Source organism: Sphingomonas sp. RS2018, assembly GCF_054489605.1.
In genome coordinates, this window is sequence record NZ_JBTMWL010000002.1 from 318,899 (window position 1) to 331,543 (window position 12,645).

The following is a 12,645-nucleotide window of genomic DNA, read 5'->3' on the forward strand; positions in this document are numbered from 1 at the left end:
CAGCGTGAGGGCGCGCTGATAGCAGCCTGCGCGGGGTGCGCAAGGGGCAAATTCGCACGGACGCTATGCCGCGAACTGTTCCATCGTGATGCGATCGTCCAGCGCGTGCTCCGGATCGAACAATAGGGTCAGGTCGCGCATATGGTCGATGGCGATATCAACGCGCGCGACGTCGCGGATTTCGCGCTGGTCGGCGACCGCGCTGACCGGGCGCTTCTCCGAATCGCGCACGCGGATCGAGATGCGCGCCTTCTCCGGCAGGATCGCGCCGCGCCAGCGCCTCGGGCGGAACGCGCTGATCGGCGTCAGCGCGATCATTGCGGACCCCAGCGGCAGGATTGGTCCATTGGCGGAAAGGTTATAGGCGGTGGAGCCGGCGGGCGTCGCGGCGAGGATTCCGTCGCACACCAGTTCCTCCATCACGACGCGGTCGTTGACGCTGACCTCCAGATTCGCGGTCTGGCGCGTCTCGCGCAGCAACGACACCTCGTTGATCGCGGGCAGCACGCGGGTTTCGCCGTTGATCGTCGTCGCGGTCATCGACAGGGGCGAGACGCGGAACGGCTTGGCGCGCGACAGGCGGTGGTCGAGATCGGCCAGCCGCCACTCGTTCATCAGGAAGCCGACGGTGCCGAGGTTCATGCCGAACACCGGCACGCTGCGACGCGATTCGAGCATCTGGTGCAGCGTGCTGAGCATGAAGCCGTCACCGCCCAGCGCGATGATGACCTCCGCTTCCTCGATCGGCACCCATTCGTAGGTCCGGAGCAGTTCCTCCTCCGCCGCCAGCGCGGGCGGGGTGGGGGAGGCGACGAGGGCGCGCCGCAGTGTTTCGGTCATCCGCGCAAGCCCTAGCCGCCCGTCACGCTCATGTGCCGGCTGACAGCGGGCGCGGCGGCATCGATGCGGAAGGCGTGCGCGCGCGGCTTGACCGCCAGCGCGCCGTCGATGGCTGCGTCCAGTCCGGCGATGCCGCCATCACGCAACGCCATCTTCAGGTCGACGTGGTCGTCATGGCCCAGGCACGAATAGAGCGTGCCCTCGGTCGTCAGCCGCACGCGATTGCATCCATCGCAGAAATTGGCGGTCAGCGGCGATATCAGGCCGAGCCGCGTCCCCCACGGCGTCCGCCAATAGCGCGCCGGACCGCCGGTGCGGTGATCGTCGCGTACCAGCTGGACATCGCCCGACAGCCGTTCGAACACGCGGGTCAGGGGTACGAAGCGGTCGGTGCGATCCTCGTCGATCGCGCCGAGCGGCATCGTCTCGATCAGGCTGAGGTCGAAACCGTGTTTGCCGCACCACGCGAGCATCGCGGGGATTTCGTCCTCGTTCAGCCCGGCCAGTGCGACCATGTTGATCTTGACCGACAGCCCGGCCGCCTTCGCCGCCAAGATGCCGCCGATCACCTGCGTCAGATCGCCCTGCCGCGTGATGTAGCGAAAGCGATCGGCGTCGAGGCTGTCGAGGCTGACGTTGATCCGCGCGATGCCCGCCGCCGCCAGCGCCTCGGCATGTTGCGCCAGTCGCGTCGCGTTGGTGGTCATGGTCAGTTCGTCCAGACCCGACCCGACATGCCGGCCCAGCCGCCGCACCAGATCGACCGTGTCGCGCCGCACCAGCGGCTCGCCGCCCGACAGGCGGATCTTGCGCACGCCGCGCGTCATGAACCGCTCGGCGATGATCGCCATCTCGTCGAGGCTCAGCAGCTTCGCGCGCGGCAGGAAGGTCATCGTCTCCGACATGCAATAGCGGCAGCGCAGGTCGCAGCGGTCGGTCACCGACACGCGCAGATAGCTGATCGTGCGGCCGTGACGGTCGATGAGCGGCGCGGGTGTCATGATGATGAGAGCTAGGGCCTGTACGAGAGAGCGGCAAGAGGCCTGCAAAGGCTGTCATTCCCGAGCGCTTTGGGCGACAAGAGGTTCCGTGACCGAGACCGATCGCCCGCCCGTCTTCATCCTGTCGTTCCGCCAGCGCGACGAACTGGCCGCGACGGCGGCGCGCGGCGGCTGGCGCACGGTGGCGGCGCGGCGCGGCGACGGGCTGGAGCGGCGGGTGCGCGCGAGCGGTGCGACCGTCGTCGTCATCGATGCGCGCGGCGCGATCGGCGAGGGGTTGGCCGCGACCCGTGCGATTGGGGAAGCGGTGGCGGCGCAGGGCCGCGCGCTTCTCGTCCTCGTCTCGCGCGGCGACGCGGGCGACATCGCCGCCTTCTACGACGCCGGTGCCACCCACTCCCTCGCCAGCCCGATGCGCGAGGTCGAGTTCATCCAGGCGCTGCGCTTCGCCGACCGCCACGCGCGCCGCGTGTCGGGGGGCTGGGTGGCGGAGGCCGCGGCGGCGAGCGAGCCGCTCGGCTGGCGCTACGATCGCCGCCGCCGCTCGTTCGAACTGTCCGCCGCGCTCGCGAGCGCGCTCGGGCTGTCCGAAGATGCCGGCGCGTCGGCGGCCCTGCTGGCGCTGGGCGCGCCGCTGAGGCACGCGTTGCGGCTGGCGGTCCGGCGGACGCTGGCCGAGGGTGCGTCGGCGTTCGCGCACGACCTGACCGGGCTGGGCCGCGTCGTGCAGCATATCCAGCACGATCCGGTCACCGGTCGGCTGCACGCGCTGGTCGAGCCGCTGGGTGCGGCGCCCGATGCCAGTGCGGCGCTGCGCGACATCTTCCCGCGCCGCTCGCGCACCGTCGCCGCGCTGGCCAGCGACCTGCCCGGCGGGCTCGACCGCGACGAGATCGAGATACTGTTCCAGCCGCAGGTCGACATGGCGAGCGGGCGCATCACCGGGGTCGAGGCGCTCGCCCGCTGGCAGCATCCGCGGCTGGGGGAGATCGGGGCGGAGGCGCTGCTGGCGGCGGCGGCACGCGGCGGCCGGTCGCCCGCGCTTGCCGCCTATCTGCAACGCCGCGCATTGCTGGAGGCGAGCCGCTGGCCCGCGTCGCTCGCGCGCCTGCGCATCGCCATCAACGTGACGGCGGCCGAGATCGCTGCGGACCGCTTCGTCGAGCGGCTGTTCGACCGGATCGACGCGAGCGGTGTCACTCGCGACCGGATCACGGTGGAGGTGACCGAGGGCGAGTTGATCGAAAACCTCGCCGCCGCCGGTGCCGCGCTCGACGCGGTGCGTGCGGGCGGCTGCCGGATCGCGCTCGACGATTTCGGGACGGGCTATTCGGGGCTCGCGTGGCTGGCGTCGCTGCCGGCGGACTATATCAAGCTCGACAAGTCACTGACCCGCGGCGTCGATGGATCGCCGAAGCAGGCGGCGATCGTCGGCCATGTCGTCGCGATGGCGCGCACGCTCGATCTGGGCATCGTCGCGGAAGGGATCGAGACGATGGACCAGCGCGACCGCCTCTCCGCGCTCGGTTGCGACAGCTACCAGGGGTATCTGTGCGCGCCACCGTTAGACAGCGTGGCGCTGGCGACGTTGGTGGCGGGGTGGATCACCACACCCGTTCGCCCTGAGCTTGTCGAAGGGCTGTCCTTCTTGCCGTTGTAATCTCGGCACGAAGGGAAAGGCAGTGCTTCGACAAGCTCAGCACGAACGGTGAGTGCGGGACGCGCGCGCCCTAAGCCGCCTGTTCCGCCGCCGTCAGCCGTCCGATCGCATCGCCGGCAGCAACCGCCAACTTCGCGATACGCGCGATGGCGGCGGGGTCGGTCGGGCCGGTCTCGCGCCAGTAGAGCCCGAGCGCGTGATGCATGCCCAACGGGAACACCGCCATGCGGCGCACGAAGGTCGACAGATAGAGGTGCAGCGGCACGCGCGGATCGTGGCGGATGTCGGGGATCACGATCGGCGCCTGCGCGATGATCGCCATCCCGGTGACACACGCCTGCACGGGAAAGCGCTGTCCGGTCCACAGCGGCGCGATCGCGTCCTCGGTCAGATATTCGACCTCGTTCCCGCTGCGCGCGACGACGGTAACGCCATCCGCGCCGGCCAGATCGCGTGCCGAGAGGCGCAGCACCTCGATGACGTCGGCGACGCTGCGGGCGACGATGAAGTCGGGCAGGGGACGCGGCGGCACCGGCGGCGTCGCCACCATGTCCGTCCTCCGTCGCCTGAACCGCTCGAACATCGCCACCCCCATCGCGCCATTCGTAGCATATGATAGTTTACTATCGGTTCAAGGCCAGCGGATTTCCGTTTGATTTCAATCAGTCACCCCGCCGCCTTGGCCAGGCCGCGCGATAGCTGCACCGCGCCATGGAGTCGCGCCTGCGGGTCGCCCCATGCTCGGTTGATGACCAGCTTGTTGTCCGGGCGCAGCTTCGCGACCTCGCCGAGCTTTCCGACATAGGCGAGCAGCCCGTCGACGTTGGGGAAACTGTTCTCGTGGAACGCGACCAGCGCGCCCTTCGGCCCGACGTCCAGCTTGGCGATGCACGCCTGCTTGGCGTTCAGCTTTATCTCCATCAGCTTCAGCAGATTGTCGGTGGCGAGCGGCAGCTTGCCGAACCGGTCGATCATCTCGGCGGCGAAGGCGTCGAGGCCACCGCGCTCGTCGATGTCGTTCAGGCGGCGGTACAGCCCCATGCGCAGGTCGAGGTCGGGGACATACTCCTCCGGGATCAGGATGGGCGCATCGACGGTGATCTGCGGCGAGAAGCCGCTCGGCCGCTCCAGCTTGCCGCCGGCGCGGGCCTCCAGGATCGCCTCCTCCAGCATCGACTGGTAGAGTTCGTAGCCGACCTCCTTGATATGCCCCGACTGTTCGTCGCCCAGCATGTTGCCGGCGCCGCGGATGTCGAGATCGTGGCTGGCGAGCTGGAAGCCCGCGCCGAGCGACTCGAGATCGCTCAGCACCTTCAGCCTTTTCTCGGCGGCATCGGTCATCATCCGCTCGGGCGGGGTCGTCAGATAGGCATAGGCGCGCGTCTTCGACCGGCCGACGCGCCCGCGCAGCTGATAGAGCTGGGCGAGGCCGAAGCGGTCGGCGCGGTTGATGATCATCGTGTTGGCGGACGCGATGTCGATCCCGCTTTCGATGATGGTGGTGGAGACGAGCACCTCGAACTGCTTGTCGTAGAACGCCGACATGCGCTCCTCGACCTGGCTGGCGCTCATCTGGCCGTGCGCGACGACGTAGCGGACCTCCGGCACCACCTCGCGCAGGAAGTCCTCGATATCGGGCAGGTCGGCGACGCGCGGCGTCACGAAGAAGCTCTGCCCGCCGCGATAATGTTCGCGCAGCAGCGCCTCGCGCACCACCACCGGATCCCACGGCATGACATAGGTACGCACCGCCAACCGATCGACCGGCGGCGTCTGGATCACCGACAGCTCGCGCAGCCCCGACATCGCCATCTGCAGCGTGCGCGGGATCGGCGTCGCGGTCAGCGTCAGGACGTGGACGTCCGCCTTCAGCGCCTTCAGCCGTTCCTTGTGGGTCACGCCGAAGCGCTGCTCCTCGTCGACGATGACGAGGCCGAGCCGCTTGAAGTCGATGCCCTTGGCCAGCAGCGCGTGGGTGCCGATGACGACATCGACCTGGCCGTCGGCCAGCCCCTCCTTCGTCGCCTTCGCCTCCGCCGCGGTCACCAGCCGCGACAGCCGCCCGACGCGGATCGGGAAGCCGTCGAAGCGCGCGGCGAAATTGTTGAAGTGCTGGCGCGCGAGCAGCGTCGTCGGGCACACGATCGCCACCTGCATACCCGCCATCGCCGCGACGAAGGCGGCGCGCAGCGCGATCTCGGTCTTGCCGAAGCCGACGTCGCCGACGATCAGCCGGTCCATCGGCTTGCCCGCCGCCAGGTCGCCCAGCACCTCGGCGATGGCGCGTTCCTGGTCGTCGGTTTCCTCGTACGGGAAGCGATCGACGAAGGTCGCGAACCCCGAATCGTCGGGCTCCAGCACGTCGGCCGGCCGCAGAGCGCGCGCCGCCGCGGTTGCGATCAGCTCGCCCGCGATCTCGCGGATGCGCTCCTTCATCTTCGCCTTGCGGCGCTGCCACGCCTCGCCGCCCAGGCGATCGAGCGCCGCGCCTTCCTCACCCGCGCCGTAACGGGTGAGGACTTCGAGATTCTCGACCGGCACGTACAGCTTGTCGCCACCGGCGTAGCTGAGCGCCACGCAGTCGTGCGGCGCCTTTTGCACCGGCACCTGCGTCAGCCCCTCGTATCGCCCAATGCCGTGATCGGCGTGGACGACCAGATCGCCCGGCGACAGCGTGGCGAGTTCGGCGAGGAAGGCATCGGCGGACTTGCGCCGCTTGTTGCGCCGGATCAGCCGGTCACCCAGCATGTCCTGTTCGGTCAGCACCGCCACGTCGGGCGCGGTGAAGCCGTGGTCGAGCGGAAGGACGGCGATGGCGATGCCGGTATCGCCCTTCGCCAGCGCCTGCTGCCAGCTGTCGACCTCGCGCAGCCCGGTCTGGCCGTGGTCCTCCAGCAGCCCCTTCAACCGGTCGCGCGATCCGCCCGAATAGCTCGCCAGCACCGCCTTGCGCCCGGCTTTCTTGACCGTCTTCAGATGGGCGACGACCGCTTCATAGACGTTCCCGTCGCCGCCGCGCTCGGGTCCGAAATCGCGCGGGCCGTCGACGCCGAAGTCGAGCACGGTCGCGCTCTCGGGTTCGTGGAACGGCGTGGTGACGTGGATCGGCGTCTCGACGACCGCGGCCTGCCATTCGTCGTCGGTCAGGTAGAGCGCCTTCGCCGGCAGCGGGCGATAGCTGCCCGGTTCCGATCCGGCCGCCTTCATGCGGTTGGCATGATAGTCGGCGATCGCCTCGAACCGGCCCTCGACCGATCCGGCCACACCCGCATCGCGCAGCACGACCATGTCGGTCGGCAAATGATCGAACAGCGTCTCCAGCCGCTCCTCGAACAGCGGCAGCCAATGCTCCATGCCGGCCAGCCGTCGGCCTTCGCTGACCGCCTGATACAGCGGATCGCCCGTCGCGGTCGCGCCGAACGTCTCGCGGTATCGCGTGCGGAACCGCTTGATGCTCTCCTCGTCGAGCAGTGCCTCGGACGCGGGCAGCAGGGTGAAGCCCTTGACGCTGCCGGTGGTGCGCTGGTCGGCGGGGTCGAAGGTGCGGACCGTCTCGATCTCGTCGCCGAAGAAGTCGAGTCGCAGGCCACTCTCGGAGCCGGAGGGGAACAGGTCGACCAGACAGCCGCGCACCGCGAACTCGCCGGCATCCGCCACGCTTTCGGTGCGGACATAGCCGTTGGCCTGCAACATCGCCGACAATTTGTCGCGCGACACTCGCTCGCCCGGCGCTAGCGACGCGACGAGCTGGCGGATGCGGAACGGCGTCAGCGTGCGCTGGGTCGCGGCATTGGCGGTGGTGACGACGAGGCGCGGGCCGGTGGCCCTCGTCTGGAGCGCATGCAGCGCCGCCAGCCGCTCCGCCATGACGCGAAGGGTCGGCGAGGCGCGGTCGTACGGCAGGCAATCCCACGCCGGAAACGAAATGACCTGCACCTCGGGCGCGAAGAACGGCGCCGTCGCCGCGACACTGCGCATCGCCGCCTCGTCCGGCGCGATGAACAACGCGCCATCGGGCGCCGCCCGCGCGAGATCGGCGAGCAGCACCGGCTGGAAACCGGTCGCGACGCCCGACAGGGTCAGCGGGCGGGGGGCGGTGAGGATTGTCTTGAGGTCGGGCATTCATTCCCTTGCTCCCCTCCCTGACAAGGGAGGGGCTGCGGGTGGGTTGTTATGGGGCGGGTGTCGTGATCGCCAACTGGCCGACCCACCCCCGACCCCCCCCTTGTCAGGGAGGGGAGAAGTTTAATGCACCGGCACGAAATCCAGCTTCGTCATCGCGGCCAGCACCGGCCCCTGCCAACGCTCAGGGACAGCTTGCGTGCCCATCGCCCACGCCATGATATCGACGTCCTGCTCCTCCAGAAACGCCTCGAACCACGCAATTTCGTCGTCCGACCAGCCGGCGGATGCCGCGTCGAAATAGCCGCCGATCATCAGATCGGCCTCCTTCGTGCCGCGGTGCCAACTGCGGAAGCGCAGGCGTTTCAGGCGAGTTTCGCGATCCATGTCGTATCCCAACAGCAAGTACCGGGCGCCGCAAAATTGACGACCGGTTCAGGAGAGCGGGCCCGTCCCCGTTCAGGCTGAGCCTGTCGAAGCCCTGTACTTCCTTCTTCTCGATACAAAAAGGAAAGGCAGGGCTTCGACAAGCTCAGCCCGAACGGGGTAGGGAGCGTTTCAGATACCATGCGTCCCGATATCCTCAACCCGCTGTTCGCCGAGATCACATCGCTGAAGGGCGTGGGGCCTGGTCTCGCCAAGCCGCTGGAGCGGTTGAGGATCGGGCGGGTGGTCGACGTCGCCTTCCATCTGCCGACCGGCTGGATCGATCGCGTGCCGCGCGAGACGCTCGACGCGGCCGATGTCGGGCGGACGATCGCCATCACGCTGACCCCGACCGCACACCGCAGCGGCGGCAGCCCGCGCAGCCCGTCGCGGGTGCAAGCGATCGATGGCGCCGGCAACGGCGTCAGCCTCGTCTATTTCGGCGGGTCGAGCGGCTGGGTGAAGAAGCTGCTCCCGCTGAACGAACCGCGCCGCGTGTCGGGCCGACTCGATGCGTATGGCGAGGAGTTGCAGATCGTCCACCCCGACTATGCCGTGCCGCTGGACGAGGCGCCGGAGGGGACGGGGCGCGAGGCGATCTATCCTCTGTCCGAGGGGCTGACCTCGCGCCGCGTCGCCGCACTCGCTGCGCAGGCGGTTGAGCGGGCGCCCGAACTGCCTGAGTGGATCGAGCCCAGCCTGAAGGCGAAGCACGACTGGCCCGACTGGAAGCCGGCGCTGACGCGTATCCATGCCGATCCGTCCGATGCGGCGGCGCGGGCGCGACTCGCCTATGACGAGGTGTTTGCCAACCAGCTCGCACTGATGCTGGTGCGGGGTGAGGCGCGGTCGAAGCGGGGGGTGCCGCTGGCCGGCGACGGGCGGCTACGCGATGCGTTGCGCCTGCCCTATTCGCCGACGGGGGCGCAATCCCGCACGATCGCCGAGATCGAGGGCGACATGGCGCAGGTCCAGCCGATGCTCCGTCTGCTCCAAGGCGACGTCGGTTCGGGCAAGACTTTGGTCGCGCTGGTGGCGCTGCTGATCGCGGTGGAGGCGGGGGCGCAGGGGGCGTTGCTGGCGCCGACGGAAATCCTCGCGCGCCAGCATTTCGAGACGCTGTCGCGCACGCTCGCCGGCCTGCCGGTCCGCGTCGGCATCCTCACCGGGCGCGACAAGGGCCGGGTGCGCGAATCGACGCTGATGGGGGTCGGTTCGGGCGAGATCGACATCCTGATCGGCACCCACGCGATCTTTCAGGAGGCCGTCGCCTACAAGCGGCTCGGCCTCGCGGTCGTCGACGAACAGCATCGTTTCGGTGTGGCGCAGCGGATGATGTTGCAGGCGAAGGCCGAGCGGCCGCCGCATTTGCTGGTCATGACCGCGACCCCGATCCCGCGCACGCTGACCCTCGCGCAGTATGGCGAGATGGACGTGAGCCGGCTGGACGAGATGCCGCCCGGGCGCGAACCGATCGAGACGCGCGTCATCTCCGACGATCGTCTCGACGAGATCGTCGATTCGCTTGCCCGCCACCTTAGCACCGGCGGGCAGGCCTATTGGGTCTGCCCGCTGGTCGAGGAGAGCGAGAAGTCCGACCTGGCCGCCGCCGAGGCGCGCGCGTTCGCGCTCTCGCAGCGTTTCGGCGACCGCGTCGCGCTGGTTCACGGCCGAATGAAGGGGGCGGAAAAGGATGCTGTGATGGCCCGCTTCGCCAGTGGCGCAGCCGGCGTGCTGGTCGCGACGACGGTGATCGAGGTTGGCGTGGACGTGCCCAACGCCACGCTGATCGTCATCGAACACGCCGACCGCTTCGGCCTCGCCCAGCTCCACCAGCTGCGCGGCCGCGTCGGGCGGGGCGGGGGGCGCTCGGTCTGTCTGCTCTTGCGCGGGCAAGGGCTGAGCGAAACGGCGCGCGCGCGCCTCGGCCTGATGCGGGAGACGACCGACGGCTTCCGCATCGCGGAGGAGGATCTGCGCTTGCGCGGGGCGGGCGAGCTGCTCGGCACGCGCCAGTCAGGAGAGATGGCCTTTCGCCTGGCCACGCCCGACATGATGGCGGGCCTGCTGGCGGAGGCAACGGACGACGCCCGCCTGCTTGTGGATCGTGACGGTGGTCTGGCCGGGGCGCGGGGGCAGACGGCGCGAACGGCGCTCTATCTGTTCGAACGGGATGCGGCGGTATCGCTGCTGCGGTCGGGGTAGGGCAAGGCCCCGCGAGATAACGACTACCGCGCCGGCAGCGTGAAGACGAACCGCGCACCCTGACCCGGCGCGCTGTCGAGCGTCAGGTCGCCCCCCATCGCCCGTGCCAGCCGGCGCGAGATGTAGAGGCCGAGGCCGCTACCGCCCGCTTCCTGTGCATCGACGCGGCCGAACTTCTCGAAGACGAGCTCATGGTCCTGTGGTGCGATGCCGCGGCCCTGGTCGGCGACGATGACGCAGGCGCGGTCGCCATCGCTTTCGACGCGCACCCAAACCATGCTTTCGCCCGGCGAATAGCGCACCGCGTTGCCGATCAGATTGACCAGCACCTGCAACGCGCGGCGGAAATCGCCGCTGGCGGGCAGATATTCGTCCAGCGCCGGCCGGTCGATCCGCACCGCCCGGTCGCCCGCGCGCACCGCCAGCAGCCCGGCCGCGCGCCGTGCCACGTCGGCAAGATCGATCGGCTCGGCGCGCAACGCGAAGTCCGGCCGCTCGACCGCCTCCAGATCGACGAGATCGTCGACCAGCCCCAGCAGATGACGACCCGCCGAGGCGATGTCGTCGGCGTAGCCGGTGTAGTTCTCCCCCAGCGGGCCATCGACCTCGGCGCTCATTTGGCCGGCATGCGCGATGATGCGGTGAAGCGGCGTGCGCAGTGCGGCGTCGAGCCGTTCGCCGAAGCCATCGGCGAACACGTCGTCGACCGGCACCGCATCGACGCCGTCGATCATCTCCGCCCCGCCGACGAAGCCCGCGAAGCGCCCGCGTGAATCGATCTGCGGCCGTGCCGACAGCTGCACGCGCCGCCCGCTGGCGCGCACCCGCGCCGCCTGCCGGTCGAACCGCTGTCGCGCCGCTACCGCGCCAAGGATCGGAAAACCATCGGCCGCGTCGTCGAACGCGAACAGCGCGACGAGGGGTCGCCCGAGCATCGCCGCGGCGTCGAACCCGGCACGCTCGCCCGCCTCGCTCGACAGGCGGGTGATGTGCAGCGCGGCGTCCACCTCCCACGTCCAGTCGGCGCCCGCGGTCAGGAAGTCGCGATCGCCGCGCCCGCCCTCCAGCCGCCAGCCGGGGCGGAACCCCCATCCACCGATCGCCAGCGTCGCGCCGCCCGCCGCGGGCTCGATGCGCACGTCCAGCGCGATCTGCTCGTCGCCATCGGCGACCGTGATGCTGCGCGCGACCGCGATTCCCAGCCGCCGCGCCAGCCGCTCCAGCGCCGCTAGTGCGGGCAGCGGCAGTTCCGCGCCGATCCCCTCGCCACCGGCGCGCCGCACCAGATCGATCAGTCGCGGATCGGCCTCGACCAGTCGCCCATCGCCATCGGTCCGCGCGAAGCCGGGCAGCAGATCATCGTCGAGCGGGCTCATCGCGCACGCTCGATTGCGGCTATGGCGGCGCGATATTCGGGCGGCAGCGCCAGCGGCGCGATCGCCGCCGCGGCCACTGCGGCCGGCAGACGCATCAACGCGTCGAGCGTCTCGCCGAAACCGTCAACGTCGCCCGCCGGATCGGTCTCGACCAGCAACAGCCCGGTCCGCGCGATCGTCTCCCGCGGCAGGTCCAGCGCGCGCAGCGCCAGCCCCAGCCGCGCATCCGCCGGCTCGGTCAGCAGGCCGCGCGCCGCCTCATATGTCACCCCCAGCGCATGGGCGAGCAACGCCGCCAGCAACGCCGGCCGCCGGTCGCTCAGCGCCTCCCCGATCAGCGCGGGCAATTCGTCCGGGCGTGCGTCGATCAGCGTCACCAGCCGCATCGCCGTCGTCTCGACCCGCGCGCCATCGTCAAGCGCGGCGATCGCACGCGCGACGTTATCGGCCAGCACACGGTCGAACGCATCGTCGCCTTCGCGACGCAGCGCCGCAGCGACTCGCCACGCCAGCATCGCATGCTGCGCGGCGGGGAGATCGATCCCCACGCCGCCGTCACTCTGTCGTCGGCTCTCCGCAGCCAGCAAGCCGCCGGCCGCCCGCGCGACTGCGGTGTCGCTGCTGTGCGCCAGCCGGACGAGCAGGCTTGGGCTTGCCGCATCGGCACCCGCATCGAACGGCAGCGCATCGGCGATGCGGTCTAGCCGCGCGCGCGCCAACAGCTCATCCCCCAATCCGCCGATGCGCAGGGTGCCCGCCGCCGCCAGCGTCTCGGCTACCGGCGTCACCCGTTCGGCAATCGCGCGCTCCAACGTCGTGCAGGCGCTGCGGAACCCAGCCGCCACCACCGCGCGGGTCCGGTCGTCGCTGTCGGGAAACACCGCCTGCACCGCCGCCGCCACCGCATCGCGCGGGCGCGCGCGCCCGACCGCGGCGCGGTCGAGCAGGGCGCGCACGTCGGGCGGCAATTGGGCGAGGTGAGGCATCGGCTTTGATCTAACGCAAACGTCGTTAA

The 12,645-nt window shown here is 69.9% G+C and carries 9 protein-coding genes; 2 read left to right on the plus strand and 7 right to left on the minus strand.

From position 1 onward, the window contains the following. Positions 1 to 63 precede the first annotated feature (63 nt). Entirely contained in the window at positions 64 to 840 is a 777-nt protein-coding gene (locus tag ACX40P_RS06620) for an NAD kinase (RefSeq protein ID WP_459125532.1), read from the minus strand. 11 nt (positions 841 to 851) lie between these two features. Then, positions 852 to 1,841 (minus strand): GTP 3',8-cyclase MoaA, encoded by a 990-nt coding sequence (gene moaA / locus ACX40P_RS06625; protein WP_459125533.1) that lies wholly within the window; start codon positions 1,839 to 1,841, stop codon positions 852 to 854. Positions 1,842 to 1,929: 88 nt separating this feature from the next. On the opposite strand from moaA, the gene ACX40P_RS06630 reads away from it, so the two are divergent. After that, a complete protein-coding gene (locus tag ACX40P_RS06630; protein WP_459125534.1) occupies positions 1,930 to 3,501 on the plus strand; it encodes an EAL domain-containing protein in 1,572 nt (523 codons plus the stop codon). Between the two features lie 70 nt (positions 3,502 to 3,571). Here the strand turns inward: ACX40P_RS06630 and ACX40P_RS06635 are convergent, their stop codons facing one another. The 3 genes from ACX40P_RS06635 to ACX40P_RS06645 form a co-directional block, all read right to left on the minus strand. After that, complete coding sequence (locus tag ACX40P_RS06635) at positions 3,572 to 4,048, minus strand: hypothetical protein (protein WP_459125535.1); 477 nt, start codon at positions 4,046 to 4,048, stop codon at positions 3,572 to 3,574. Positions 4,049 to 4,167: 119 nt separating this feature from the next. Further along, positions 4,168 to 7,623 (minus strand): transcription-repair coupling factor, encoded by a 3,456-nt coding sequence (mfd, locus tag ACX40P_RS06640; RefSeq protein WP_459125536.1) that lies wholly within the window; start codon positions 7,621 to 7,623, stop codon positions 4,168 to 4,170. A gap of 123 nt (positions 7,624 to 7,746) precedes the next feature. Next, a complete protein-coding gene (locus ACX40P_RS06645; RefSeq protein WP_459125537.1) occupies positions 7,747 to 8,010 on the minus strand; it encodes an FAD assembly factor SdhE in 264 nt (87 codons plus the stop codon). A gap of 180 nt (positions 8,011 to 8,190) precedes the next feature. Here ACX40P_RS06645 and recG point away from each other — a divergent pair, with 180 nt between their 5' ends. Next, positions 8,191 to 10,254, plus strand: a complete 2,064-nt coding sequence (gene recG / locus ACX40P_RS06650; protein WP_459125538.1) for an ATP-dependent DNA helicase RecG — start codon at positions 8,191 to 8,193, stop codon at positions 10,252 to 10,254. Positions 10,255 to 10,277: 23 nt separating this feature from the next. Here recG and ACX40P_RS06655 read toward each other — a convergent pair whose 3' ends face one another. Then, entirely contained in the window at positions 10,278 to 11,630 is a 1,353-nt protein-coding gene (locus tag ACX40P_RS06655) for a sensor histidine kinase (RefSeq protein WP_459125539.1), read from the minus strand. After that, a complete protein-coding gene (locus tag ACX40P_RS06660; RefSeq protein ID WP_459125540.1) occupies positions 11,627 to 12,616 on the minus strand; it encodes a DUF2336 domain-containing protein in 990 nt (329 codons plus the stop codon). The genes ACX40P_RS06655 and ACX40P_RS06660 overlap by 4 nt, the downstream gene beginning before the upstream one ends. Positions 12,617 to 12,645: the final 29 nt, after the last annotated feature.

What these genes read in the sequence shown, in the direction of transcription:
- ACX40P_RS06620 (WP_459125532.1), bottom strand. Translation starts at nt 840, where the DNA reads ATGACCGAAACACTGCGGCGCGCCCTCGTCGCCTCCCCCACCCCGCCC.
- moaA (WP_459125533.1), bottom strand. Translation starts at nt 1,841, where the DNA reads ATGACACCCGCGCCGCTCATCGACCGTCACGGCCGCACGATCAGCTAT.
- mfd (WP_459125536.1), bottom strand. Translation starts at nt 7,623, where the DNA reads ATGCCCGACCTCAAGACAATCCTCACCGCCCCCCGCCCGCTGACCCTG.
- ACX40P_RS06645 (WP_459125537.1), bottom strand. Translation starts at nt 8,010, where the DNA reads ATGGATCGCGAAACTCGCCTGAAACGCCTGCGCTTCCGCAGTTGGCAC.
- recG (WP_459125538.1), top strand. Translation starts at nt 8,191, where the DNA reads ATGCGTCCCGATATCCTCAACCCGCTGTTCGCCGAGATCACATCGCTG.
- ACX40P_RS06655 (WP_459125539.1), bottom strand. Translation starts at nt 11,630, where the DNA reads ATGAGCCCGCTCGACGATGATCTGCTGCCCGGCTTCGCGCGGACCGAT.
- ACX40P_RS06660 (WP_459125540.1), bottom strand. Translation starts at nt 12,616, where the DNA reads ATGCCTCACCTCGCCCAATTGCCGCCCGACGTGCGCGCCCTGCTCGAC.